Source organism: Amycolatopsis sp. cmx-4-54 (assembly GCF_046548895.1).
GTDB lineage: Bacteria > Actinomycetota > Actinomycetes > Mycobacteriales > Pseudonocardiaceae > Amycolatopsis.
Genome location: NZ_JAEBEJ010000009.1, coordinates 246506 through 270661, shown reverse-complemented (window position 1 = coordinate 270661; position 24156 = coordinate 246506). Strand labels below are relative to the sequence as shown.

The window sequence follows — 24156 nt, the reverse complement described above, 5'->3', positions numbered from 1 at the left end:
GGGAATCCCATGAGCCACCCGGCCATTTCCGCGACCGGACTGCGCAAGTCCTACGGCGACAAGGTCGTCCTGGACGATATCGACCTGCACGTCCCGGCGGGTACCGTCTTCTCGCTGCTCGGCCCCAACGGCGCGGGCAAGACCACCACGGTCAACATCCTGTCCACTTTGGTCACTCCGGACGCCGGTACGGCGACCATCGCCGGAGCCGATCTGGGCACCGACCCGGACGGCGTCCGCGCGGCCATCGGCCTCACCGGCCAGTTCTCCGCCGTCGACAAACTCCTCACCGGTGAGGAGAACCTGTTCCTCATGGCGGATCTGCACCATTTGCCGCGTCGTACGGGGCGCAAGCGCGCCGCCGAACTCCTGGAACGGTTCGAACTGTCCGACGCGGCGAAGAAGACGCCGTCCACCTTTTCCGGTGGCATGCGCCGCAAACTCGACCTGGCGATGACGTTGATCGGTGACCCGAAGGTCATCTTCCTCGACGAACCGACCACCGGCCTCGACCCCCGCAGCCGCCGCACGATGTGGGAGATCATCCGTGACCTCGTCGACGGTGGCGTGACGATCTTCCTCACCACGCAGTATCTGGAGGAGGCCGATCAGCTCGCCGACCGCGTCGCCGTCCTCGACGGTGGCAGGATCGTCGCGCTGGGCACGCCCGACGAGCTGAAGCGACGCGTCCCCGGCGGGCATATGCAGCTGAAGTTCCCCGACGCGGTTTCCCTGCGTGACGCCACCCGCGTGCTTCGAGTGTCCACTTCGGACCAAGAAGCGCTGGCGCTCCGCGTGCGGACCGACGGCACCGTCACCGCCCTTCGCGCCGTGCTGGACCGCCTCGACGCCGAAGCCGTCGCCGTCGACAGCCTCACCGTGCACACGCCGGACCTCGACGACGTGTTCCTCAGCCTCACCGGTCACCGGACCGACGCCACCAAGGAGATGGCCCGATGAGCACCCTGTCCCTTTCGATGCGCGACTCGGCGACCATGCTGCGCCGCAACATCCGGCATATGCAACGGTATCCGTCGCTCACCATCATGCTGATCGGCCAGCCGATCGTGTTCCTGCTGCTGTTCGTCTACGTTTTCGGCGGCACGCTCGGGAACGGGCTCGGCGGCGGAGGCGGCAGAGCCGAATACGTCGGCTATGTCACGCCCGCCATCCTGCTCGTGACCGTGTGCAGCGCCGCGCTCGGCACCGCGATCTCCGTGGCGACGGACATGACCGAAGGCATCATCGCGCGGTTCCGCACGATGGCGATCAGCAAGGCGTCGGTGCTGACCGGGCACGTCGTCGGCGCGCTCATCCAGACGACGATCGCCCTCGCCGTGGTCTTCGGGGTCACGCTGCTCGTCGGCTTCTCGCCGACGGCGGGAGTCGGCGAATGGTTCGCGGTCGCCGGCCTGTTGCTGCTCCTGACCATCGCGCTCACCTGGCTTTCCGTGGCGCTGGGCCTGGCGGCCAAGAGCGTGGAGACGGCCAGCAACACGCCGATGATCTTCATGCTGCTGCCGTTCCTCGGCAGCGGGTTCGTGCCCACCGATTCGATGCCCGCGTGGCTGCGCTGGTTCGCCGACTACCAGCCGTTCACGCCGGTCATCGAAACCCTTCGAGGACTGCTGCTCGGCACCGAGATCGGCAGCAGCGGCTGGCTCGCGATCGGCTGGTGCGTCCTGCTCTCGGTCGTCGGGTATGTGTGGTCGAAGTCCTTGTTCGCCAAGGAACGTGACCGCTGAACTGGGGGTCGCCCCGGCCCGGGGCGCTTGGTCTTTCTCGCGTTTAGTCGACTGATTGCGAGGCTCAAGCCCGCGTGACTGGACCGATCACGCATGACTGTGTGGATTTCGGGTCGTCTAACGTCCCGAAATCCACACGGTCCCGCATGGCAGGCCCGGTCACGACCGAGGCGCGCCCACGACCGGACCTGCCGCAGACAGACGCGATCAGCGGATCAGCGGATCAGCAGGCGAAATCGTGCCGTGGCCGCGTCCCGCCGACCAGGAACTCCGTCGCGAGGTCGTTCGCGCACTTGTTGTCCTTGAACAGGTACGCCAGATGCCCGCCTTGGTCGACGGTCACCATCCTGGCGCGATCGCCGAAGGCTTCACGGAGCTTCCGTGCCCCTGCCAGCGGGGTGGCCGGGTCGCGGAGGTTCTGAACGATCAGGACGTTCGACGGGCCGCGGTCGGTGATCTTCACGGGCGGTTCGATCGGTTCGGACGGCCAGAACGCGCACGGAGTGATGTCCGCGGCGGCCGCGCCGAACAGCGGATGGCGGAACCGGTCGACGGCGACATTGCGCCGGTATGTGCCGACGTCCTCCGGCCAGTCGGAGTCGTTGCAGATCACGTGCAGCTGACTCGCGATGTAGTTGTCCGCCGGATAGCCCGCACCGGAAGACGTCGACGCGGACGAAGGGACCGGCTTGCCGGTGTCGAGCGCGCGCCAGGTCTCGGCGAGATGCGGCAGCTTCTTGTCGTAGTAGAGATCGGCGAACGTGACGTGGCGGAACACCTGTCCGTTGTAACCCTCCGGGCTGGGTGTCCGGTCCAGCCGCGCGGCGAGTTCGAAGTACTTCGCCGTCACCTGTGCCGGCGTCCGGCCCAGGCCGTATTCGGGCTTCGAAGCGGCGAATTTCGCGAAGTCCGGGAAGCGGTCTTCGACGCCTCGGCCGAACAGGCGCGAGAAGGCGGCGTCCCAGCCGCCCGGGCCGGTGGCGCTGTCGATCAGGAACCGGTCGCTGCGCTCAGGGAACAACGACGTGTACACCGAGCCGAGGTAGGTGCCGTACGAGATGCCGAAGTAGTTCACCTTCCGCTCGCCGAGCGCCTCGCGCACCCGGTCCATGTCGCGGGCGGTGTTGGCGGTGGTCATGTACGGCAGGAGCGGTGCGGTGGCCGAGGAACCGCATTTCGCGGCGACGGCGGCGACCCGCTGTGCCTCGCTCGTGACGTCGGCCGAGTTCCTGGCGTACCTCGGGATGTTGGTCGGATGCTCCGCGAGGGACAGCCCGCACGTCACCGGCGTGCTGTTGTGGACGCCGCGCGGGTCCATCCCGATGACGTCGTAGGCGTCCAGCACCTCCTGCGGGATGTTCAGCTTCTTGAGGGTGGCCGGATAGGCCAGCCCTTCGCCGCCGGGGCCGCCTGTATTCGTCAGCAGTACGCCGCGGCGCTTCTCCGGTTTGGTGCTCGCCAGGCGTGAGATCGCGATCTCGATCGTCCTGCCGCCGGGGTCGCGGTAGTCCAGCGGGACCTGGATCGTGCCGCACTCCAGTCCGAGGCCGGCCGCCTCTTCCGGACATGGTCCCCATTTCGGTGGCGGCGCCGCCGACGCGAGTGCCGGGGTCGCCGCCGTCACCAGGGTGATGGCGAGAACGGGAAGCAGTGCTTTGCGCATGAGTGTTCCTCCACTTCGGACGGTCATCGGCGCGGCTCCCAGCGGAAGAGCCGCGTGGCGAGGACGACGGCGACGACGACCCACGCCAGGGTCGGGGCGAGCAGGAGCAGTGAGTCGGTGACGGCCACGCCGCCGTTCCAGGCGTTGACGGCGAGTTCGGTGGCCGAGCCCCCGGGCAACAGCCGCTTGAGCAAGGTCAGCTCTTCGGTACCGGAGATGCCGACCCAGCTGGCGACGGCGATCACGCCGAGACTGACCGGCAAGGTGGTGACCTGGGCGTGCTCGGGGGAGTTGGTCAGGCCCGCGGTGGCCAGGCCGAGGCCGATCATCATGGCGACGCTGGCGAGCACCGCCACCACCAGCAGGGCGAGGTTGGCTGGCGTTCCGGTGATCGAGCCCAGCACGATCATGATCACCGCCACCTGGACGAGCGAGATGACGGTGACCGGCAGCACCAGCCCGGCCAGGATGGACGCGTCACCCGCCGCGGTGGAGCGCAAGCGCTTGAGGAAGAGGTTCTGCCGCCGTGAGGCCAGCGTGGTCACCGCGCTGGTGTAGAGACCGAACGCGCATACGGTGAACATCACGATCGCCGCGACGTAGCCGAGGCTGCCGATCTTCGCGAAGAGTTCGTGCTGGTAGACGAAGAACGCGGAGATCGCCAGCGGCATCACGAAGCTGGTGATCAGGACCGAGCGGTTCCGGAAGATCTGGATCAGTTCGCTGCGGGCTATCGAAAGCATGGGAGTCCTTTGTGGCTAGTCGTTGTCGATGGCGCGGAACACGTCGTCGAGCCGGGTCGGGCCCGCTTCGAGATCCCGCAGTTCGATGGCGTTGTCCCGCGCCCACCGCAGCAGGACGTGCAGGTCCTTCTGCAGGCGATGAGTCTCGATGACGAACTTCCCGTCGTGTTCGCTCCTGCCCTGCAGTGGCAGCGCCGGAGCCGACGGCGGCAGGGAGAACCGGATCACGGCCGGCAGCGTCCGCGTGAGTTCGGAGACCGTGCCCTCCTGGTGGAAGGTGCCCCGGTGCATCAGGCCGATACGGTCGGCGCGCTGCTGGGCCTCTTCCAGGTAATGCGTGGTGAGCACGATGGTCGAACCGTCTTCACGAAGCTTGTCGACCGCGTCCCACAGCGCGTCCCGGGACTGGATGTCCAGGCCGGTCGTCGGCTCGTCCAGGAACACCAGCCGCGGCGAGCCGTACACCGCGGTCGCGAAGTCGAGCCGCCGCTTCTCGCCACCGGAAAGCTGGGACACCTTCGTGCCGGCCTTGCGGGTCAGGTCCACGATGCCGAGGACCCGTTCGAGCCGGTCCGTGCGCCGGGTCAGGCTCCCGATCAGGCGGATCGACTCCTTCACCGTCAGATCCGGCGAGAAACCGCTCTCCTGCAACATGATCCCCATCTCGGGGCGGACGGTGGCGCGGTCCCGCGGGCTCTTCCCCAGCACCCGCACCGTGCCCGACGTCGGGTTCCGGTGCCCTTCCAGGGTTTCCAGGGTCGAGGTCTTCCCGGCGCCGTTCGTGCCGAGCAGGGCGTAGAACTCGCCCTGCCGGACCTGGAAGGACAGGTCCTTCACGGCGTGGAAGTCGCCGTACTTCAGGTTCAGCCGGTCAACGTCGATTGCTGTCGAAGTCATGGCACGATTCCAGCCGCTCGGCCGCGGGCCGACCAGTGCGCTCACGTCATGATCGGATATGACGTGGTGTCACTGTCGCCAGCGGCGGCGGAGGGCCGATACTGGACCCATGTCTGCTGTGGACACCGAGCCGGCGAAGGGCAAGCTGCGCCGGCTCAACCTCACCATGTTCTTCCCGCTGCTGGTGGTCGGCGGGATCATCGTGGTCGCCTCCGACGCGCGGACCTGGTGGCACGCCGTCGTCCTGAGCACGGGCGTGGTGGCGGCCATGGTCGCCTTCGTGCGGTGGGCGGCGGGCGAGGTCCTGCGGGTGGCGGTCCCGTGCCTGGTCGTCACGGCGGCCGTGTGGCCGTTCTCGGTGCTGGTGGTCGGCGGGAGTTCGGCGTTCTTCGGTGTCTTCCTCGTGGGTTCCCTGGTCGTCCCTCAATTGCCCCGGCACCGGATCGCGGCGGCCGTCGCGCTCGTCGCGTACATCGCGGCGGTGGGAGCGCTGAGGCCGCTGGTCTCCTCCGAGGACGTCTCCGGTGAGCTGGTCAGCTTCGTCTTCGTCCCGGCGGCGATCACGGCCGTCGTGCTCGGCCTGATGTTCCCCAACAAGCGGTTCTACGACGTCGTCAAGGAACTCGAGGAGTCGCGCGAGCGGGAGGCGGAATTGGCCGTGATCCGGGAACGCGTCCGGTTCGCGAGCGATCTGCACGACATCCAGGGCCATACGCTGCACGTGGTGAAGCTCAAGACCGCGCTCGCCAGGAAGCTGGTGGACATCGACGCCGAGCGGGCGAAACAGGAACTGGGGGAGATCCACGCGCTGGTGGCCGACACGATCACCCAGACGAAGGAACTCGCCTACGCCCAGCGCCGGCTCAACCTCTCCGCCGAACTGGAGAACGCGAGGAACCTTTTCGAAGCCGCGGGGATCCGCGTGCGGATCAACCGGGAGGCGGACGTCGATCCGGCGGCGGGCAGGCTGCTCGGCCAGGTCCTGCGCGAGACCACGACCAACATCCTGCGCCACGCGCAGGCGACCCGCGTGCGGATCACGCTGTCGGAATGGAGCATCAGTATCGTCAACGACGGTGCCCAGCGAGCGCCGCTGCCCGAACTGCGTGGGCTGGCCGCGCTCGGACAACGTGTCGTCGCGGACGGCGGTGAACTGACGGTGGAGCAGGAAGACGGGCAGTTCGTGACGGCCGCGTCGTTTCCCGCCCGGGAGGAACGATGACCACGGTCGTGCTGGCCGACGACGAAGCCCTGCTGCGCAAGGCGATGGCCGCGTTGCTCCCGCTCGAAGGCGAGATCACCGTCCTGGCCGAGGCGGAGAACGGCGAGGAAGCCGTCGAGGCCACCTTGCGGCACGCGCCCGACGTTCTCGTCATCGACCTCGAAATGCCCGGGGTGGACGGGCTGGGCGCGGTCGCGGAGATCCGCCGCACCCGGCCGAACCAGGTCATCCTTATGCTGACCCGGCACGCGAAACCCGGTGTGCTCCGCAAGGCTCTCAAACTCGGTGTCCAGGGCTTCGTGAGCAAGGCCGCCGAGCCGTCGCACATCACCTTCGTCATCGGCGCCCTGCACCAGGGCAAACGCTGGATCGACCCGGACGTCTCCGCGCTGGCCGTCGTCGACGACTGTCCCCTCACCGAGCGGGAGCTGGAGGTGCTGCGGGTGACCGGGGAGGGCTATTCCGTCGCCGAGATCGCCGCCCAGCTCCACCTCGCGCAAGGCACGGTGCGGAACTACCTTTCGAACGCGATGCAGAAGACCCAGACACAGACCCGGCACGAAGCCGCCAGGTACGCCCGCGAACACGATTGGCTCTAGCGCGCCCGGACGTGCGCGCGTTCGCCCTGCGGTCCGAAAAGGACGAGGGTTTCGACGGCCTGACCGTCGGCCGAGCCGAGCCAATGCGGTAACGCGGTGTCGAACTCGGCGGCCTCGCCGGGCGGCAGGACCATGTCACGGTCGCCGACCACCAGCCGCAACCGTCCATTGAGGACATACACCCATTCGTAGCCACCGTGGGTCTGCGGCGTGGGTTCCGCCGGTTCGGCCCGGCTGAGGATGAGCATCTTGAACGCCTGCACCCCGCCTGCCCGCCGGGTGAGCGGCAGGAACGTCATGCCGTGGCGGTGGATCGGCCGGAGGTGGATACGCGGATCGCCGGTCCGGGGAGCGCCGACGAGATCGTCGAGCGGCACGCCGTGCACGCGGGCCAGCGGCAGCAGCAACTCCAGCGTGGGCCGCCGTCCGCCGCTTTCCAGCCGCGACAAGGTGCTTTCCGAGATCCCGGTCGTCGTCGACAGCTCGGCCAGGGTCAGGCCCCGGTGTTTGCGCAGCGCCCGCAACCGGGGGCCGACCGCGTCGAGTACCTCGTCCGTCTCGTCCATGTCGCCGATCTTGCCAGGTCGGCAAGTTTTCGTGCCAATTCGGATACTCCGGGGCGAAGGTGGCGGTCATGAACGCGACGGAATTCTGGGACGGACTCTACGAACGACGCGTCACCGAAACGCCGAAGGTGAACGCGAGACTGGCCGAGATCGCCGGCCCGCTGGCGCCGGGCACCGCGCTCGACCTCGGCTGCGGTGGCGGGGGAGACGCGTTGTGGCTGGCCGCCCGAGGGTGGCGGGTGACCGCGGTCGACATCTCGGGAGCGGCCGTGCGCGCGCTCCGAGGACGCGGCGAACCGATCACGGCGCTCCGCGTCGATCTCGCCGAGGATTTCCCCGGCGGCACCTTCGATCTGGTGTCGGCGCAGTACTTCCACACCCCGTTCGACCTGGACAGGGCCCGGGTGCTGCGAACCGCCGCGGGCTCGGTGAATCCCGGCGGGCGGCTGGTCGTCGTCGACCACGGCTCCGCCGCGCCCTGGTCGTGGAGCCAGGACGCCGACCACCCCACTCCCGGCGAGGTGGCGGCCGGACTGGAGCTCGACCCGGCGGTCTGGTCGGTCGACCGCGCGGAGGCGGCCGAACGCCTGGCCACCGGTCCGGCCGGCCGGACCGCGACGGTGATCGACCACGTCCTGGTCCTCCGGCGGGCCGGGCGATGAGCCGCAAACGCGACGCCGGGCCACCTTCGACGGGCGCGGGGGAGAAGGACGTCCTCGCCGGGTTCCTCGACTATCTGCGCGCCGCCGTCATGGCCAAGGCCGAGGGAGTGCCGGATGACCGGGCCCGCGCTCCCGGGGTGCCGTCCGGCACGAATCTGCTGGGCCTGGTCAAACACCTGACCCACGTCGAACGCCACTGGCTGCTCGGCCACCGCGTCGCCGACTGGAAGGCGACCTTCCACCCGGGTCCGGACGACACGACGGCGTCGATTCTCGCCGCCTACCGGGAAACCGTCGCCGAGGCGAACGCCGAGATCGCTTCCTGGGACGACCTCGCCGCGACCGGCCCCCGCCGGGGATCACGGCGCTGGACGCTGACCCACCTGATCGAAGAAGCCGCACGGCACGCCGGGCACGCCGACATCCTGCGCGAACTGATCGATGGCGCCACCGGGCGCTGAAACGGAGATTCCCATGTTCCATCGAGCCGCCGCGTTCGTCGCGGCCCTCGTCCTGCTGACGGCCTGCGGTTCGCCCCCGCCCGCCGCCCCGCCCTACGAGAACGTCACCCGCGGCGACACGGCTTTCGCGAGTCAGTTCCGGCACGAGTTCGCCGACGTCGACGGCGTGAAGATGCACTACGTCACCGGCGGCAAGGGGGCACCGCTCGTTCTGCTGCACGGCTGGCCGCAAACCTGGTACGGCTGGCACCGGGTCATGCCCGCGCTGGCCGAGCATTTCACGGTGTACGCCCTCGACCTGCCGGGTCTCGGCGACAGCGCGGGCTCGCCGCCCAGCTACGACAAGGCGACCCTCGCCCGTTACGTGCACGGCCTCGTCGCCGGACGGCTCGGCCTGCGCGACGTCCGGATCGCCGGGCACGATCTCGGCGCCGCGGTCGCCTTCCAGTACGCGGCGCAATTCCCCGGCGACCTCACCAAACTCGCGTACCTCGATCTGCCGCTGCCGGGCCCGGCGCTCGACGCGACGGCGTACCGGAATCTGAGCTGGCACATAGCCTTCCACTCGCAGAAGACGGTTCCCGAAGCCGTCGTGGGTGACGACGTCCGCGAATACCTGTCCCTGTTCTACCCACAGGTCGCCTACTCAGGGACGGCTTTCGGCGGACCGGGGGCGGCGTCGCCGTTCGACGACGCCGAGATCGACGAGTACGCCCGCACCTACACGAGGCCGGAGGTCCTGCACGGCGGTTTCGAGCTCTACCGCACGCTCGGGCAGGACGCGACCGCGAACGCCGGCGCGATGCCCATCACGACTCCCACCCTCCTGATGACCGCCGAAGGACTGCTCGAACCACAGAAGGCCACGCTCGCACCCCGCGTCGCCGACCTGGCTCGCGCCGTCGAGGTGCCGAGGGCGGGACATTGGCTCGCCGAGGAGAACCCGGAGTTCGTGAGCGCCGAACTGGTCGGCTTCCTGAAGTAGGACAACATGGTTGCCGGGGATCGGCGGTCTTTGCGATGCTTCCCGCATGTCCACGCTGGAAGTCCTCAACCACCCGTTCCGCGAACAGTTCGAGGTCTTCCTCGACGAGCACCGTCGTGTTCTCGACGAGTCACTGGAAGGCCTGACCGAGGAACAGGCCCGCCGGTCGCTCGTCCCGTCCCGGACGACCCTGCTCGGGCTGGTGAAGCACGCGACCTTCGCGGAAAAGGTGTGGTTCGTCGAAGCCGTCACCTGCCGCCCGCGGACCGAGATCGGCCTCCCGGAGACGCCTGACGAATCGTTCATCCTCGCCGAGGAGGACACGATCGACTCCGTGCGGCAGGCGTACCGCGAAGCCTGCGAGGCGTCGCGCGAGGCGGCGGCCGCCCTCGATCTGGACGACCTGCTGCACGGGAACCGGCGCGGCCCGCTCCCGCTGCGCTGGGTGTACCTGCACATGCTGCGTGAACTCGCCCAGCACGGCGGCCACGCGGACATCCTGCGCGAGCAGATCCTCAGTTCCGAGAAACCACGCTGAAAAGACGATGACGGGGAGCACCCGCTCCCCGTCATCGCCGGTCTTCGGTCAGGAACGGGTCAGCGTGACCCCGTACTTGTTCGCCGCGTCCACGACGGGCTGGTAGTAGGAGTACGAACCGGTGGCGTTGGAGCCCTGGTTGTACCCGCAGTCGTGTCCGTCGGCGGGGCCGCCGGAGGTCATGCCCTGCGCGGTGTTGCCCGCGATGTAGGCGCCGCCGCTGTCACCGCCTTCGGTGCAGACGGTCGACTTGGCCAGCCCGGTGGTGGCGACGCTTTCGCCGCTGTAGCGGACGGTCTGGTTGTACGCGGTGATCTTGCCGCAGGTCCAGCCGGTGGTGTTGCCCGCCTTGCACAGCGTGGTCCCGACCGGCGCCTTCGAGCTGCTGGTGATCCGCACCGTGGTGCCCATACGGGTGTCCACGTAGCCGCGGCCGGTGTCCTCGGCGTCGATGTCCATCAGGCCCATGTCGGCCGACGGGAACTGGGTGGCCACGCCGCGGCCGATGTGGACGCCGCTGCGGTTCAGGATGTCCGGGTTGCCCTCGACGCAGTGCCCGGCGGTGAGCATCACGTTGTTGCCGTTGCCGGTGGTGCCGGGGAAGCCGAGCGAGCAGTTGGTGCCGGGGACGAGGTCCATGATCTGGCCGGGGATGACGTCGGCCTGCGTGGTGTTCCCGTTGGCGACACCGGTCTGGACCGACACGCCCGGCAGCGCCGTGAGACGGCGGACGAGGGCGCTGTCGGCGCCCGGCTGCACGGTGACGACGACCTGGTCGGCCGCGAGTTCCGGGCCCCAGGACTGCACCTGGCCGACGTCCTTGCCGATCACCGTGCCGACCTTGGCGGACAGGGCGTTCAGCGCGTTCTCGCCGCGGGTGCCGGTGCGCGGGGTCAGCCCGGCCGAGCGGAGCTCCTTGGCGGAGCCGGCGTCGGCGTTCACCACGAGAGCGCCGGCGTCGTCGAAGTACGCGCCGTCCGTGTGGAGGCCGCGGGTTCTGATGCTGTCCAGCGACGCGATCAGGTTCTTCTCGTGGTCCAGCTTCTGGGCGGCCTGAAGCGGGCTGACCTTGAGCTGGGCGGCGAGGGTCTCGAGCATCGTCTGGTCGTAAGCGGTGACCGGCGCGGCGGTCGCCGGGACGGCGAGCGCGCCGATTCCGGCGCAGACACTCAGCAGGGTGAGCATGACGGGTCCGCGAATTCGCATGCGAATTTCCTTCGATAAGGAGGGAACGACGAACCGCCGGAATATGTTCGGAAAGCGCAGGGGGACCGGGCGGTTCATCTCGACGTCACGCACAGTACGAGCGCCCGTACGGCAGGCCGTAGCGCCGAAAGTAGGATCCGTGATCGCGGACCTACTTTCGTATGCGGAAAACGTGAATGGCCGTATTCAATTGCGCGGAAGTGTCATTGGCGCAAAAGTGTCAGTGCGCGCCGCCATGGTCGAGATAGCTCTCCAGCGCGGCGGCACCTGAGAGCAGGGCGCGGCCCCTTGCCGAGAGACGCGAGTGCCAGTCGCTCAGCGTCGACTCCAGCGGGACGACCCCGCCCGCCGAACGGACCTGGTCGAGCACCGGCGCGATCCGCTCCAGGAGGTAGCCGCCGCGCCTGAGCTGATGCGTCAACTTCGCGTCGCGCACGTCGGCCTCGCTGTAGACGCGATAGCCGGTCTTCGGGTCGCGTTCGGGCCGCAGAAGTCCCGCTCGTTCCCATTCGCGCAGGGTGGCGGGCCGGACGCCGAGCTTCCGGGCCAGCGGGCCGACGAACATCTCGCCCCGCTCGTGGGCCACGGGTTCGAGCTCGCGGAGCGCGGCCGCGACGGCCTGCAGGGTGCGGCGGTCGTCGAGCAGCTGCGCGTGGCTTTCGTCGATGAGCCGGAGAGCCTCCTCGACCGCGTCCTGGTTGACCGCCCGCATGATCGACGCCGCCGTCGCGTGGCCGTGCCCTGGCACGAGGGCGAGGAACGCGCGCAGGGCCCGCGCGTGCCGCGGGGTGTAGGTGCGGTAGCCCTGCGGACCGCGTCCGGCGGCGGGGAGGATGCCGTCCGCCTCGTAATTGCGGACGGCTTGCGTGGACAGGCCGTGTTCGCGCGCCAGGTCGACCGGCCTGAGCCGCTCACGGGATTGAAGGTTTCGGCCCACCGTCCCACGATATTCGCCGCGCTAGGCCGTGTCCTGTAAGTCTGTTCGATGGGCTTCGTGATCCAGGTGGTTCCTGGCGGTGCGGGCGGGCCGGCCTCGTACCGGGTCGTACTCGGCCGCGTCCGCCCGTGCCGCCAGGGACCACTTGGGCGCGGAGACCGCGAACAGACTTGCAGGACACGGCCTAGCCGCGAGAGGAATCCGCCCGTCGTTCATAGCGGGCCCGGGCCAGCCGATGCGCCGTTTCCAGCAGTTCGCGGACGGCCGGTTCGGTCTTCGACGCCGGGTTGACCACCGCCAGCCAGCCCGCGGTGCCGTAGACGGGATGGGCGATCAGGGTGTCTGTGGCAGCGGGGTCCTGGCCGAGCCGCCGGGTGAACTCCTTCTTGCCGGCGTGGACGTTCACGCGGAACGTGTCCGGGCGATCCAGCCGCGAGCTCTCGTCGCCGGGGTAGTTCTTGGTCACGATCGTCGCGAAGGGCTGGACGTTCGCCGGGACCACGCCGTCGGGGGAGTAGTAGAAGAACGCGTCGCCCCAGCTGAGTTCCGGCCATTCGTCGCCAGGGCCGGGGGTGAGGGTCAGGACGCCGTCGAGGCCCGAGACGAGGCCGATGATCTCTTCGATGGTCATGTGCTCAAGCGTGGCATTAAAGTGCTTATGGAGGGTTCGAGCGGGTTTTCGACGGAGCGAAGGTGGCAAGTCTCAAATCGATGCGCACGGCGGAGGTCGCGCGCCGGGCGGGGTACTCCGTCCAGCAGGTGCGCAACCTCGAACGCGACGGCGTGCTCCCGGCGGCGTCGCGGACGGCCTCGGGCTACCGGACCTACGACGAGATCCACCTCCGGTCCGCACTGGCCTACCGCGCGCTCGCCGCCGGGGTCGGGCCGGTCGAGGCCAAGAAGATCGTCCGCGCCGTGCACCGGGATCCGCTCCCCGACGTGCTCGCGCTCCTCGACGCCGCCCACGCCGGCCTCGACGCCGAACGCGCGGATCTCCGAGAAGCCAGGGAAGCGGTCCGGGTGATCTCCCGCGAACCGATCGAAGACGTGCGCGGGTCGGACTCCATGAGTGTCTCCGAACTCGCGTCGGCGCTCGGCGTGCGCCCTTCGACACTGCGGCACTGGGATACGGAACGGCTCGTCGTCCCCGGCCGCGACCAGCGAGGGACGCGGCGGTACACGCCTTCCCAGGTGAGGGACGCGCGGATCGTGCAGCAGCTGCGGCTGGCCGGTTACCGCGTCGCGCCGCTTCGGGCCTTGATGCCGGAGCTGCGGCGATCCCGGCGGTTGGAGGACATCGCGTCCGCGCTCGCCGTCCGGGACGCCGGGATCATCGCCCGCTCACGAGCGCTTTTCGACGGCACCGCCGAGCTTTCCCGCGTGGTCGCCGAGGCCGGTCATTGACGCTTTCGGCCCAAGTCAGGCCGTGGACGTCCGTTCCCGCAGGGCCGCGAGCGCCTTGTCCGCGTGGACGTCGAACTTCAGCTCGCTCTTGATCACCGCGAGGATCCGGCGGTCGGTGTCGATCACGAAGGTGCGGCGTTTGGCATGCAGCGGACTGAACCGGCGCCACACGCCGAACTGCTTGGCGACACTTCCGTCCGTATCGGACAGCAGCGGGTAGTCGAAGCCGTGCAGCGCGGAGAACTGCCGCTGTTTGGTGATCCCGTCCGGGCTGATGCCGACGCGATGGGCACCGACGTCGCCGAATTCCGCGGCCAGGTCGCGGAAATGGCAGCTCTCGGCGGTGCAGCCACCGGTCATCGCGGCGGGATAGAAGAACAGCACGACCGGGCCGCTGGACAGGAAGTCCGACAGCGTGCGGTCCTGGCCGGTGTCGTCGGGCAGGGTGAAGTCCGGGGCGAGGTCTGCTTGGTCCATGTCCGGTGTTCGGAGCCGAGGGCGCGCCGGATCGGTCTCGGTGTGACGCGAAACGGATATCGTCGCGGCATGTCCTCTCGCAAAGTGGGAACCCGGCGGGCCTTCGACGCGGCCGCCGTCGATTTCGCCGCGCTCGGCCGGTATCTCTGGGGGCCGATCGGCGCCGCCACGGTGGCGGCCGCCGGAATCGGTGAAGGGGACCGCGTCCTCGACGCCTGCTGCGGCACCGGGGCATCGGCGATTCCCGCGGCGCGCGCTGTCGGTGCCGGCGGGGTGGTCGACGCGCTCGATCTCTCGGGGCCGATGATCGGCGAACTGCGCCGTCTTTCGGCCGATCTGCCGCAGTTGCGCGCGCACGAGGCCGACGCGACGGCATGGGAGACGGGCGGCTACGACGTCGTGCAGTCCGCGCTCGGCATCTTCTTCTTTCCCGACATGACGGACGGCACCGAGCGGCTGATCGGCCGGGCCCGCTCCGGCGGCCGGGCCGTGTTCACGATCTGGCGCCGCGGATCCATGGTGACGGCCGGTCGTCACCTCGGCCGGGCGGTGGCGGCGGTGACCGATTCCGCGCCGCCGCCGGCCCGTGAGCCGAGTTTGATCGACCGCGTCGACCAAGCCGATTCTTACGCCGGATGGCTTTCCGGGCGGCGTCTGTCCGATGTGGACGTCGTGGTGAACGAGCTCCGGCTGGCCATGACACCGGAGATCGCGTGGCTGGTCGTCATCGGCTCCGGATTCCGGGGACTGCTCGACGGCCTCGAACCCGGTGTCGTCGAGCAGGTGCGTGAGCGCTACCTCGATTCCTTGCGGGAGGACGGCGTGACCGAACTCGACGCCACCACGCTGATCGGCTCCGGCACCGCCCGCTGACGACCGGATCCACTTCGGTGTACAGTCGTTCACTCAAACCGGGGTGAACGGCGGGACACGGGTGCGACCAGACAACGACTCCTCTGTTCGGGGCCGCGGGCAGGGGCCGTTCGGCTCCTGGCTGCTCGGCCCGCTCGACCAGGATTCGGCCGTGTTGCGCCGCCGCGTCCAGGGGCTCCTCACCGGGACACTGATCGCGACCAACGTCATCGGCGCGCTGGTCGTGGTCGGGCTGGCGGCGCTGCTCATGCCCGCTCCGGGCATGTCCGGCGAACTCGTCCGCGTGACCGCGATCGCGGTCCCCGTCTACGTGGTCTCCGCCGTCGTCGTGGGCGCGCTGTGGGGCACCCGCGGCGCGCTGCGGACACTGCGCTGGGCCGCCGACGGCCGGGCGCCGAGCGACGAGGAGCGCGCGGCCAGCCTCCGCGTCCCCTTGCGGCTGACGCTGGTCCAGGCGGTGCTGTGGGGTATCGCGACCGTGGTGTTCGGCGTGCTGGCCGCCTTGGTGCAGCCGCGGGTCGTGCTCACCGAGCTGCTCGTGGTCGCGTTCGCGGGGGTGGTCGTCTGCGCGATCGCCTACCTCGCCGGGGAGTTCATCCTGCGCCCGTACGTGGCCCTCGCCCTCGCGGGCACCTCACCGGACCGGCCGCTCAGCGGCGGGGTCAACCTGCGGATGCTGCTGTTCTGGTGCCTCGGCACCGGGGTGCCGGTGGCCGGGCTGGTGGTCACGGCGGTGCTGGCGTGGGCACGCGGCGACGTGTCGACCACGAAGCTCGCCGCCTCGGTCATCGCGCTCGGTCTCGTCGTACTGGTCTTCGGCCTGCTGGTGACCGTGTTCACCGCCCGTGCCGTGGTGAACCCGATCCGGTCGGTGCAGCACGCGCTGGGCCGGGTCCGGGCCGGTGACTTCGCCGTGGAGATCCCGGTCTACGACGGCACCGAACTCGGTCTGCTGCAGGCGGGCTTCAACGGGATGGCCGCCGGTCTCGCCGAACGCGAACGTTTGCGCGACCTGTTCGGCAGGCACGTCGGCGAGGACGTCGCGAGCGAGGCGATGCGCACGTCGGCCGAACTCGGCGGCACGGTGCGGACGGTGTCGGTGTTGTTCGTTGATCTGATCGGGTCGACCGCGCTGGCCGCGAGCCGTCCGCCAGAGGAGGTCGTCGGCCTGCTCAACCGGTTCTTCGCGGTGGTGGTCGACGAGGTCGACCGCAATCACGGGCTGGTCAACAAGTTCGTCGGGGACGCCGCGCTGGCGATCTTCGGGGCACCGGTCCGGCTGGACGACCACGCGACCCTCGCGCTGTCCGCGGGCCGGGCGATCTCGCGCAGGCTGGCGGCGGAGGTACCCGAATGCCCGGCCGGGATCGGGGTGGCGACGGGTGAGGTCGTCGCCGGCAACGTCGGCGACCCGCGCCGGTTCGAGTACACGGTGATCGGCGACCCGGTCAACGAAGCCGCCCGGCTGACCGAACTGGCGAAGAACGTCGAAGCCCGGTTGCTCGCTTCGTGGACGGCGATCGAGTCGGCGGCCGAGGACGAGGCCGCGCAGTGGAAGGCGACCGAGGACGTCGTCTTGCGGGGCCGCGCCCGGCCCACCACACTCGCGACACCCAAGGCCTGACCCCGTGGCGGATTCACAGCCTTTGTGAAGGGGCCGTGAATCTTGCGCGGCGACCGTCGCTCCGCCGCCCGTGAATCCCCGCCTCCTGGCACGCGAGCGCGTCCTGGTCCTGTGAACGATCACAGCGGCTCCTTCGCCCCTGGTGAGGGCGTTGTTCCCGAAGCCGGGGCGGCGCACGGTGATCTCCCCATCCCCGTGTCAAAGGAGACATCTGTGAAGAGCCTTTCGAGGGCCACGCTGGCCACCGGAGCCGCCGTCTTCGCGCTGAGCATGCTGCCCGCCACCGCCCTCGCACAGCCCGGCGATGCCGGGGACCGGTCCAACGGCCTCGTCCAGACCCGGATCCACACCCAGGTGCGCGAGGTCGCGCCGGTGGCCGGGACCGCGATGACGGTCGCCGCGACGTCGGCGTCCAAGCAGCTCAACTACACCCAGCAGGTGCAGCAGTACAACCAATGGTGCTGGGCGGCGGACGGTTCGAGCATCGAGCGTTCACAGGGCGGCACCGCCACCCAGGCCCAGTTCTGCGCCGCGGGCAAGGGCACGTCGGCCGGGTACTGCCCGAACCAGCCCGCTCAGATCCCCGAAATCATCCGCGGGTTCCGCGGGACCGGCTTCGCCGCGCAGGACGCGGGCGGGCCGATCGGTTTCACGTCGGTCGTCAGCCAGGTCGACTCCGGGATCCTGAACCTGACGGGGATCTACTGGACGTCGGGCGGCGGTCACGCCCAGGTGATCTACGGCTACGACTCGACCAGCCAGTCGATCATGGTCGGTGACCCGTGGCCGTCTTCTCCGCGGTACAAGACCTGGAACTACAACCAGTACCGGAGCAACGCCCAGTTCCGCTGGAACGACACCATCGTCAACATCCGGAAGGGCTGAACCGCGGTCATGAACACGATCTGCCGGAAGTTCTCCGGTTGTCTCGCGGTGGCCGTCGCGACGTTGCTGCCCGCCATTTCGCCTGCCACGGCGAGCGAGGGAGTCGCCCCGCCCTCGGCCGACGATCTCGCGGCCGCCGTGCGCGTCGCCGGGCAGCCCGACGCGATCGGTCTCGCGAGATCGAACTTCCGGCAGGTCGACCAGCTCGAACCGCGACGGATCACCATGGGAGACAAGGGAATCCCGGTCTACACCCTCAATCCGGACTTTGTCAGGGGCATCGCCGGAGCACCGGCCGGCGCGTTGAGTTCCATCGCCGTGACGGCCACCGCCGACACCGGCCAGAAAGCCACGCTGCAGGCGATGCCCGACGGCCCGGGAAAGTGGGTCGCGGCGAGTGTGTTCTCCGGCAACGACGAAGAGACCCTGAGCGCGGGACTGAAGCCCGGTTCGGTCCTGCTCAACGAGCCCCAGATCAACGGCTGGTACGAACTGGAGTCCGGCGGTGTGGTGCTCCTGCGGGCGAGCCTGCCGCAGTCGCCGGTGGGGGAGTTCATCCCGCTTTCCGAGTACCAGCGGCAAGTGCAGGGCCGCTACGCCGACAAACTACCGGGATCGGACTACCAGCGCGACCGCGGGATCGGCTTCACCCAGCAGGCGGTGCCACCGCCCGGCGACTCCGGGTTTCCCGTCGCGATCGTGGCGGGCCTGGTCGCCGCCGGGGTCGGTGTCGTGCTCGTCGCGGTGTGGCGGAAGCGCCGCCTCACTCCCAGATGAGGTCGATCCCCGCGATCCCGACGCCGAGATCCTCGAAGTAGGCGCTGACCGTCGCGCCCGGCCCGGGATGCAGTGGCTCGCTGACCACGGGGGCGAGTTCTTCGCGCTCTCGCACGGTTTTCACGCAGCGCGCGGGTATCGCGCCGTCGTCGAAACGGATGCGGAGCAGATAAGCCGACATACGCGACCGCACCGTCCGGTGGAAGCAGGTCGAACGGACCGACGCGGCCAACCGCAATGTGAACGCGAAGGTGTGCGTTTCCCCTTCGGCCAGGCCGCGGTCGAAGAGGAGCTCGAAGACCATCCCCGGCGACGAGGCGCTTCGGCGTACTCGTCCTCTTCGGCAGCCATCGGTGGCGGACACCGTCGTGGCCGCCATGTCGGTGCCGGGCTCGTCCTGATGGGTCACCACGAAACCGTCCGCGCCCACCTCACGCGCCCGCACCACCATGGTCGAGGTGATCTCCGAGATCCGGCCCTCCTCGGTCATGGTCAGCACGTCGACGACCGTCACGACGTCGAGCTTCGCGTTTCCCACCGCGCCGGGGGTTTCGCTCAATTCGTCCAGCAGCGAGCAGGTCTCGGCCCAGCTCTGCCGCAACTCCGGCAACGAGGGCCTGCGGTCGTCGCCGGGAGATCGCCGCTGCGGGCCGATCAGGACGACGAGGCTGTCCGCGGGCAGGCCCAGCACCGCTTCGAGCGCGCGGACGACGTCGAGCGAGCGCGGTGTCGACGGATGCCGGAGCCCGCGCTGCCAGTAGCTCAAGGTCGATTCGGCCACGGATACGCCGCGCGAGGCCAGATGCGCGCGGATCCGGGACAGGGAAAGGCCGCGGTGCCCCACCGCCTCGGAAAGCGCGCGGGGGAACGAACCGGATCTGACCTCGCGTTCCTGGTACATGGGCAACCCCCACCGACGCCGGATTGGCGCAAAGCATGCGCAGTCCGGCGCCGGTCGGCAACCGCCTAAGGTCGAAAATCGGACTTTCAGGCGAATTCGAGCCGCAGGCTTTCGAGGCCGCGCAGGGTCACCTGCTTCACCCAGACCGAATCCGCCGTCCGATGGAAGGCGCGGCCGGCGCCGAGCAGCGCCTCGAACAGGGTGCGGCCCTCCAGGCGCGCCAGCGGGGCGCCGAGGCAGAAGTGGATGCCTTGCCCCAGCGCGAGATGCCTAGGGGAGGGACGGTCGACATCGAAGCGGTCCGGGTCCTCGTACGCGCGCGGATCGCGGTTGGCCGCTCCCAGCAGCACGACCGTCTGGGCGCCTTCGCCGACGGACCGGCCGCCGACGGTCGCGTCCCGCAGCGCGAGCCGCGTGGTCAGCTGGACGGGTGAGTCGTACCGGAGCATCTCCTCGACCGCGTTCGGGATCTTCGAGCGGTCTTCGGCCAGTTTCCGGTGCTGGTCCGGATGGTTCAGCAACGCGAGGACCCCGTTGCCGATCAGGTTGGTCGTCGTCTCATGGCCCGCGACCAGCAGGAGCATCGCGGTGATCACCAGCTCGCCTTCGCTGAGCCGGTCACCCTCGTCGGACACCGACACCAGATCGGAGAACAGGTCGCCGGTCGGGCGTTTCCGCCGTTCCCTCGCCAGCTCGCGGAAGTAGGCGACGAATTCACGCCGGGCGGCGACGGCCGCGGCGACGGTCTCCTTCGCGATCAGGAAGGACGGGTCGAGCGCGCGCCCCATGGCGTGCGACCAGCCTTCGAAGCGGTCCCGGTCGGCAAGCGGTACCCCGAGCAGCTCGCTGATGATCACGACGGGCAGCGGTCGCGCGATCTCGGTCATCAGGTCGAATTCGCCCATTTCGAGCGCTTTCGACACCAGTTCCTTCGCCAGTTCCTCGATCCTCGGGGCGAGTTGCTCGACCATCCGCGGCGTGAACGCCTTGGAGACCAGCCGCCGCAACCGGGTGTGATCGGGCGGATCGAGGGCGAGGAACGACCGGATCACCCGGCCCTGCTCGTCGACCGGCTCGTTCTCGTGCGGATCCGGCAGCACCTCCGGCTCAGCGTGGCCGAACGCGGGATTCTTCAGGAGCGCCGAGGCCTCTTCGAACCCGCTGACCACGAAGAACCCGTCGGCCGCCGCGAACACCGGGCCGCGGTCGATGACCTGGCGGTAGAACGGGTACGGATCGGTCCTGGTCTCCGGTGCGAGCAGGTTTTCGAGCATGATCCCGATCCTATGCGCGAAAGTAGGCGCATGACTGTCGATGCGATGATCGAAGACCTCCGGACCCTCGTCGAGATCGAGTCGCCTTCGGGGGACATCGAGGCTCTGACGGCGTCGGCCGAGGCGGTCGCCGCCCTCGTCGAGGCTCGGCTCGGTGGAACGGCGAACCTGGTGGAGAGCGCGGCGGGACCGCATGTCCGGTGGTCCGGTGGCGGTGAACCGCGCGTGCTGATTCTCGGGCACCACGACACCGTGTTCCCGGTCGGCACGCTGGCGCGCCGGCCGTTCGCGGTGACCGACGGGCGGGTGACCGGGCCCGGGGTGTTCGACATGCTCGGCGGGCTGGTTCAGGCGATCCACGGCCTGGCGGCGCTCGGTGACCCGACCGGGGTCGAGATCCTGGTGACGGCCGACGAGGAGACGGGCTCGCACGAATCCCGCGCGCTCATCGAGGAGCGCGCCCGCGCGTGCGGTGCGGTGCTCGTGTTCGAAGGGGCGGCCGACGGCGGCGGTCTCAAGATCGGCCGCAAGGGGTGCGGCACGTTCGAGGTCGTCGTCACCGGCCGGGCGTCGCATGCCGGCCTCGAACCCGCGGCCGGGGTCAACGCGCTGACCGAAGCCGCGCATCAGGTGCTGGCGATCGCCGCGCTCGACCGGCCCGAAGCCGGAACGAGTGTCACCCCGACGGTCGCCTCGGCGGGAACGGCGAGCAACGTCGTGCCCGCGTCCGCGTCCGTCATGGTCGACGTGCGGGTCGAGTCCACCGAGGAAAAGGAGCGCGTCGAAGCCGGGTTCGCCGCCCTCACCCCGCGCCTGAACGGGGCGGAACTCGTGGTGCGGGGCGGGATCCACCGGCCGCCGATGCCCGAGTCGGCCGCCGCGGACCTGTTCGCCGTCGCGCGACGGCTGCTGCCCGGAGTTGCCGGGGTGGCCGTCGGCGGCGGGAGCGACGGCAACCTCACGGCCGCGATCGGCGTCCCGACCCTCGACGGGCTCGGTGCCGTCGGCGGTGGCGCGCACGCCGATCACGAGTACCTGCTGGTCGACTCGATGGCGGAACGGGCGGAGCTGGCCGCCGGGCTTGTCAGGGCGATCCGAGGCCGCTGACCACCCGCAGTTAGTCGACTCAGTGCGAGAGGTTCGACTGGTCAGTTCTTGCCCGATTTCGGGCAAGAACTGGCGTTTCGATAGCCTGATGTGCATGATGGGCTCCGTGGAGGACGCGGACATCGTCGAGCAGGTGGCCTTGTCGACGGGTCTGTCGACGGCCATCGCCGCCCGTGTCGTCGAGGACGTCCTGGCGTTCTACCGGCAGCCGGTCGAGCAGTACGTCCGGGAGCGGCATGCCCGGTTGCAGGCCGAGGGCAGGAAGAACCCCGAGATCTTCCCCCGGATCGCCGGCGAGCTGAGCCGTCGTCTCGTCGCGCCTCCCGACCTGTCCGAGCGGCAACTGCGCCGCATCGTCTACGGCTGACGGACCACACCCGTCCGTTTTCTTTGTGAGGTTGATTCGTCATGTGCGGAATCGTCGGCTACATCGGCGGCCAGAACGCCGCCCCGATCCTGATCGAGGGACTGACGCGGCTGGAATACCGCGGCTACGACTCGGCCGGGATCTCCGTCCTCGGCGGTAAAGGCGCCCAGGTGCACCGGATCGTGGGGCGGGTGCGGAATCTGACGGCCGCGCTGCCCAAGCGGCTCGCGGGCAAGGTCGGCATCGGGCACACGAGGTGGGCGACGCACGGTCCGGCGACCGAGGCGAACGCCCATCCGCACGTCTCCGAAGACGGCCGGATCTCCGTGGTGCACAACGGGATCATCGACAACGCCGACGCGCTGCGCGAGCAGCTCACCCAGGCCGGGGTCACGCTGTCCTCCGAGACCGACACCGAGGTGCTCGCCCACCTGATCGCGCGGTCGGGCGCGAAGGCACTGGAAGACGCGGTCGTCGAGGCCGTTTCCCGCGTCACCGGTACCTATGCCATCGCCGTGACCGACACCGAGCACCCCGACCGGGTCGTGGTCGCGCGGAACGGTTCGCCGCTGATCATCGGCGTCGGCGACCGGGAGATGTTCGTGGCCAGCGACCTGTCGGCGCTGGTCCGGCACACCTCGCAGGTGGTGCACCTCGACGACGGCGAGTTCGCCAGCGTCTCGGCCACCGGCTACCGCACCTTCACCGTCGACGAGAGCGACACCGGCAAGGCCGCGACGGCGATCGACATCCAGGCCGACGACCTCGACCTCGGTGGCCACCGGCACTACATGTACAAGGAGATCCAGGAGCAGCCGGAATGCCTGGAGCGGATGATCCGGGGACGGCTGGACGACCGGTTCGGAGTGTCCCGTTTGGACGGTCTGAACCTGACGCCCCGTGATCTGCGCGGTTTCGCGAGGGTGAAGATCCTCGGCTGCGGTTCGGCGTATTACGCGGGCCAGATCGGCGCCACCATGATCGAGGATCTGGCGCGGGTCCCGGCCGACGCGGAGGCCGCGTCCGAGTTCCGCTACCGCAACCCCATCATCGAGGCGGACACCCTCTACATCGCGGTCAGCCAGTCCGGCGAGACGGCGGACACCGCGTTCGCCGTGGAAGAGGTCAAACGCAAGGGCGGCCGGGTGATCGGTCTCGTGAACGTCGTCGGTTCGACGATCGCGCGGGCCTGCGACGGTGGCCTGTACCTGCACGCCGGCCCGGAGATCGCCGTCGCCTCGACCAAGGCGCTCACCAACATGGCGGTCGGGTTCGCGATGATCGCGCTGGCACTGGGCCGCGTCCGCGATCTGTCCAATGCGGACGGACAGCGGATCGTCGCGGCGCTGCGCGCGTTGCCGAAGCAGGTCGCGGCCGTCGTCGAGGCTGAGTCCCAGATCGCCGAGCACGCCAAGATCTGCGCGGACGCGCGGAGCCTGTTCTTCATCGGCCGGGTCCGTGGTTTCCCGGTGGCGCGGGAGGGCGCGCAGAAGTTCAAGGAGATCTCGTACCGGCACGCGGAGGCCTACCAGACCTCGGAGCTCAAGCACGGCCCGCTCGCGCTGATCGACGAGGAGCTGCCGACGGTCGCGATCGTGCCGTCCGACGACCTCGCCGATCGCAACCTGGCCGCGATGCAGCAGATCAAGGCGCGCAAGGGGCAGGTGCTGGCGATCACCCACGACGACGTGGACTTCGGCGATCTCGACGTGCCGCGGTTCGTGGTCCCGCGGTCGGAGCCGGAACTCGATCCGATCCTGCTCACCATTCCGCTGCAACTGCTGGCCTACCACGCGGCGCTGATCCTCGGCCACGACATCGACAAACCGCGTAACCTCGCGAAGTCCGTCACCGTGGAATGATCTCCTGAGCCGTCGAAGGGGTCCGTCATGAGGCAGTACCTGCTCGCCGTCCAGCTCGACGAGAGCGAACGGGACGCGCCCGAGGAAGAGGTCCAGGCGATGCTGGCCAGGACGGGCAAGGTCACCGACGAGATGAAGGCCGCCGGGTCCTGGGTCTTCGTGGGCGGACTGGAGCACTCGGACGTCTCCACGGTCGTCCGTCCCGAAGGCGGCACGACCACGATCACCGACGGGCCGTTCGCCGAGACGAAGGAACAGCTCGGCGGGTTCTGGGTGATCCAGGTCGACGACCTCGACCAGGCGCTGGCCTGGGCCGAGAAATGCGCGCTCGCCTGCGGGCAGCCGATCGAAGTGCGGCCGTTCGGCGACCCGTCGCGGTGA

At 69.4% G+C, this 24156-nt stretch carries 26 protein-coding genes and 1 pseudogene; 17 read left to right on the top strand and 10 right to left on the bottom strand.

Annotation, left to right across the window (positions count from 1 at the left end):
• Positions 1 to 9 precede the first annotated feature (9 nt).
• Positions 10 to 960 carry an ATP-binding cassette domain-containing protein gene (locus ACLJQ7_RS28455; RefSeq protein WP_410651218.1) on the top strand — a complete coding sequence of 317 codons (951 nt, stop codon included), beginning with the start codon at positions 10 to 12 and terminating at the stop codon, positions 958 to 960.
• On the top strand, positions 957 to 1745 hold the full coding sequence (locus ACLJQ7_RS28450) for an ABC transporter permease (RefSeq protein ID WP_410651217.1): 789 nt from the start codon (positions 957 to 959) through the stop codon (positions 1743 to 1745). Before ACLJQ7_RS28455 ends, ACLJQ7_RS28450 begins: the two co-directional genes overlap by 4 nt.
• A gap of 223 nt (positions 1746 to 1968) precedes the next feature.
• On the opposite strand, the gene ACLJQ7_RS28445 is transcribed toward ACLJQ7_RS28450, so the two are convergent.
• Genes ACLJQ7_RS28445 through ACLJQ7_RS28435 form a run of 3 tightly spaced genes read right to left on the bottom strand, consistent with a single transcriptional unit; the run spans position 1969 to position 5048 of the window.
• Positions 1969 to 3408 carry an alpha/beta hydrolase gene (locus tag ACLJQ7_RS28445; RefSeq protein WP_410651216.1) on the bottom strand — a complete coding sequence of 480 codons (1440 nt, stop codon included), beginning with the start codon at positions 3406 to 3408 and terminating at the stop codon, positions 1969 to 1971.
• Between the two features lie 23 nt (positions 3409 to 3431).
• Positions 3432 to 4151, bottom strand: coding sequence for an ABC transporter permease (locus tag ACLJQ7_RS28440; RefSeq protein ID WP_410651215.1), 720 nt, complete (start codon positions 4149 to 4151; stop codon positions 3432 to 3434).
• Positions 4152 to 4166: 15 nt separating this feature from the next.
• Positions 4167 to 5048: an ABC transporter ATP-binding protein gene (locus ACLJQ7_RS28435; protein ID WP_410651214.1), complete on the bottom strand. Its 882-nt coding sequence runs from the start codon at positions 5046 to 5048 to the stop codon at positions 4167 to 4169.
• 118 nt (positions 5049 to 5166) lie between these two features.
• Between ACLJQ7_RS28435 and ACLJQ7_RS28430 the strand changes: the two genes are divergently transcribed.
• Entirely contained in the window at positions 5167 to 6270 is a 1104-nt protein-coding gene (locus ACLJQ7_RS28430; RefSeq protein ID WP_410651353.1) for a sensor histidine kinase, read from the top strand.
• Complete coding sequence (locus ACLJQ7_RS28425; protein WP_410651213.1) at positions 6267 to 6869, top strand: response regulator; 603 nt, start codon at positions 6267 to 6269, stop codon at positions 6867 to 6869. The genes ACLJQ7_RS28430 and ACLJQ7_RS28425 overlap by 4 nt, the downstream gene beginning before the upstream one ends.
• On the opposite strand, the gene ACLJQ7_RS28420 is transcribed toward ACLJQ7_RS28425, so the two are convergent.
• On the bottom strand, positions 6866 to 7435 hold the full coding sequence (locus ACLJQ7_RS28420; protein ID WP_410651212.1) for a helix-turn-helix domain-containing protein: 570 nt from the start codon (positions 7433 to 7435) through the stop codon (positions 6866 to 6868). The genes ACLJQ7_RS28425 and ACLJQ7_RS28420 overlap by 4 nt on opposite strands.
• A gap of 68 nt (positions 7436 to 7503) precedes the next feature.
• Here ACLJQ7_RS28420 and ACLJQ7_RS28415 point away from each other — a divergent pair, with 68 nt between their 5' ends.
• Genes ACLJQ7_RS28415 through ACLJQ7_RS28400 form a run of 4 tightly spaced genes read left to right on the top strand, consistent with a single transcriptional unit; the run spans position 7504 to position 10081 of the window.
• On the top strand, positions 7504 to 8097 hold the full coding sequence (locus ACLJQ7_RS28415) for a class I SAM-dependent methyltransferase (protein ID WP_410651211.1): 594 nt from the start codon (positions 7504 to 7506) through the stop codon (positions 8095 to 8097).
• Complete coding sequence (locus ACLJQ7_RS28410) at positions 8094 to 8558, top strand: DinB family protein (protein WP_410651210.1); 465 nt, start codon at positions 8094 to 8096, stop codon at positions 8556 to 8558. The genes ACLJQ7_RS28415 and ACLJQ7_RS28410 overlap by 4 nt, the downstream gene beginning before the upstream one ends.
• A gap of 13 nt (positions 8559 to 8571) precedes the next feature.
• A complete protein-coding gene (locus ACLJQ7_RS28405; RefSeq protein ID WP_410651209.1) occupies positions 8572 to 9543 on the top strand; it encodes an alpha/beta fold hydrolase in 972 nt (323 codons plus the stop codon).
• A gap of 46 nt (positions 9544 to 9589) precedes the next feature.
• Positions 9590 to 10081: a DinB family protein gene (locus tag ACLJQ7_RS28400; RefSeq protein WP_410651208.1), complete on the top strand. Its 492-nt coding sequence runs from the start codon at positions 9590 to 9592 to the stop codon at positions 10079 to 10081.
• A 48-nt stretch (positions 10082 to 10129) separates the two neighbouring features.
• Here the strand turns inward: ACLJQ7_RS28400 and ACLJQ7_RS28395 are convergent, their stop codons facing one another.
• The 3 genes and pseudogenes from ACLJQ7_RS28395 to ACLJQ7_RS28385 form a co-directional block, all read right to left on the bottom strand.
• Complete coding sequence (locus tag ACLJQ7_RS28395; protein ID WP_410651207.1) at positions 10130 to 11287, bottom strand: S1 family peptidase; 1158 nt, start codon at positions 11285 to 11287, stop codon at positions 10130 to 10132.
• Between the two features lie 186 nt (positions 11288 to 11473).
• Positions 11474 to 12224, bottom strand: a pseudogene (locus tag ACLJQ7_RS28390) (TioE family transcriptional regulator).
• Between the two features lie 184 nt (positions 12225 to 12408).
• Positions 12409 to 12855: a DUF6194 family protein gene (locus ACLJQ7_RS28385; RefSeq protein ID WP_410651206.1), complete on the bottom strand. Its 447-nt coding sequence runs from the start codon at positions 12853 to 12855 to the stop codon at positions 12409 to 12411.
• A gap of 62 nt (positions 12856 to 12917) precedes the next feature.
• Between ACLJQ7_RS28385 and ACLJQ7_RS28380 the strand changes: the two genes are divergently transcribed.
• Positions 12918 to 13628: a MerR family transcriptional regulator gene (locus ACLJQ7_RS28380; RefSeq protein ID WP_410651205.1), complete on the top strand. Its 711-nt coding sequence runs from the start codon at positions 12918 to 12920 to the stop codon at positions 13626 to 13628.
• Between the two features lie 15 nt (positions 13629 to 13643).
• On the opposite strand, the gene ACLJQ7_RS28375 is transcribed toward ACLJQ7_RS28380, so the two are convergent.
• Positions 13644 to 14105, bottom strand: coding sequence for a peroxiredoxin (locus ACLJQ7_RS28375; RefSeq protein ID WP_410651204.1), 462 nt, complete (start codon positions 14103 to 14105; stop codon positions 13644 to 13646).
• A 69-nt stretch (positions 14106 to 14174) separates the two neighbouring features.
• Between ACLJQ7_RS28375 and ACLJQ7_RS28370 the strand changes: the two genes are divergently transcribed.
• The 4 genes from ACLJQ7_RS28370 to ACLJQ7_RS28355 all read left to right on the top strand — a co-directional run bounded on the left by ACLJQ7_RS28370 (position 14175) and on the right by ACLJQ7_RS28355 (position 18264).
• Positions 14175 to 14978, top strand: a complete 804-nt coding sequence (locus ACLJQ7_RS28370) for a class I SAM-dependent methyltransferase (protein ID WP_410651203.1) — start codon at positions 14175 to 14177, stop codon at positions 14976 to 14978.
• A 61-nt stretch (positions 14979 to 15039) separates the two neighbouring features.
• The gene (locus ACLJQ7_RS28365; RefSeq protein WP_410651202.1) at positions 15040 to 16602 is read left to right on the top strand and encodes an adenylate/guanylate cyclase domain-containing protein; all 1563 of its coding nucleotides are present in this window, start codon (positions 15040 to 15042) and stop codon (positions 16600 to 16602) included.
• 213 nt (positions 16603 to 16815) lie between these two features.
• On the top strand, positions 16816 to 17487 hold the full coding sequence (locus ACLJQ7_RS28360; RefSeq protein WP_410651201.1) for a papain-like cysteine protease family protein: 672 nt from the start codon (positions 16816 to 16818) through the stop codon (positions 17485 to 17487).
• A 9-nt stretch (positions 17488 to 17496) separates the two neighbouring features.
• Complete coding sequence (locus tag ACLJQ7_RS28355) at positions 17497 to 18264, top strand: hypothetical protein (RefSeq protein ID WP_410651200.1); 768 nt, start codon at positions 17497 to 17499, stop codon at positions 18262 to 18264.
• Here the strand turns inward: ACLJQ7_RS28355 and ACLJQ7_RS28350 are convergent.
• Both ACLJQ7_RS28350 and ACLJQ7_RS28345 read right to left on the bottom strand, forming a co-directional pair.
• Complete coding sequence (locus ACLJQ7_RS28350; protein ID WP_410651199.1) at positions 18251 to 19165, bottom strand: XRE family transcriptional regulator; 915 nt, start codon at positions 19163 to 19165, stop codon at positions 18251 to 18253. The two genes, ACLJQ7_RS28355 and ACLJQ7_RS28350, sit on opposite strands and share 14 nt — an antisense overlap.
• 86 nt (positions 19166 to 19251) lie before the next feature.
• A complete protein-coding gene (locus ACLJQ7_RS28345) occupies positions 19252 to 20439 on the bottom strand; it encodes a cytochrome P450 (RefSeq protein ID WP_410651198.1) in 1188 nt (395 codons plus the stop codon).
• A 30-nt stretch (positions 20440 to 20469) separates the two neighbouring features.
• On the opposite strand from ACLJQ7_RS28345, the gene ACLJQ7_RS28340 reads away from it, so the two are divergent.
• The 4 genes from ACLJQ7_RS28340 (at position 20470) to ACLJQ7_RS28325 (ending at position 24156) form a co-directional block, all read left to right on the top strand.
• Positions 20470 to 21546, top strand: coding sequence for a M20 family metallopeptidase (locus tag ACLJQ7_RS28340; RefSeq protein ID WP_410651197.1), 1077 nt, complete (start codon positions 20470 to 20472; stop codon positions 21544 to 21546).
• Between the two features lie 94 nt (positions 21547 to 21640).
• Complete coding sequence (locus tag ACLJQ7_RS28335) at positions 21641 to 21913, top strand: hypothetical protein (RefSeq protein ID WP_034324749.1); 273 nt, start codon at positions 21641 to 21643, stop codon at positions 21911 to 21913.
• Positions 21914 to 21954: 41 nt separating this feature from the next.
• Entirely contained in the window at positions 21955 to 23775 is a 1821-nt protein-coding gene (gene glmS / locus ACLJQ7_RS28330) for a glutamine--fructose-6-phosphate transaminase (isomerizing) (RefSeq protein ID WP_410651196.1), read from the top strand.
• 27 nt (positions 23776 to 23802) lie between these two features.
• Positions 23803 to 24156 carry a YciI family protein gene (locus ACLJQ7_RS28325; RefSeq protein ID WP_410651195.1) on the top strand — a complete coding sequence of 118 codons (354 nt, stop codon included), beginning with the start codon at positions 23803 to 23805 and terminating at the stop codon, positions 24154 to 24156.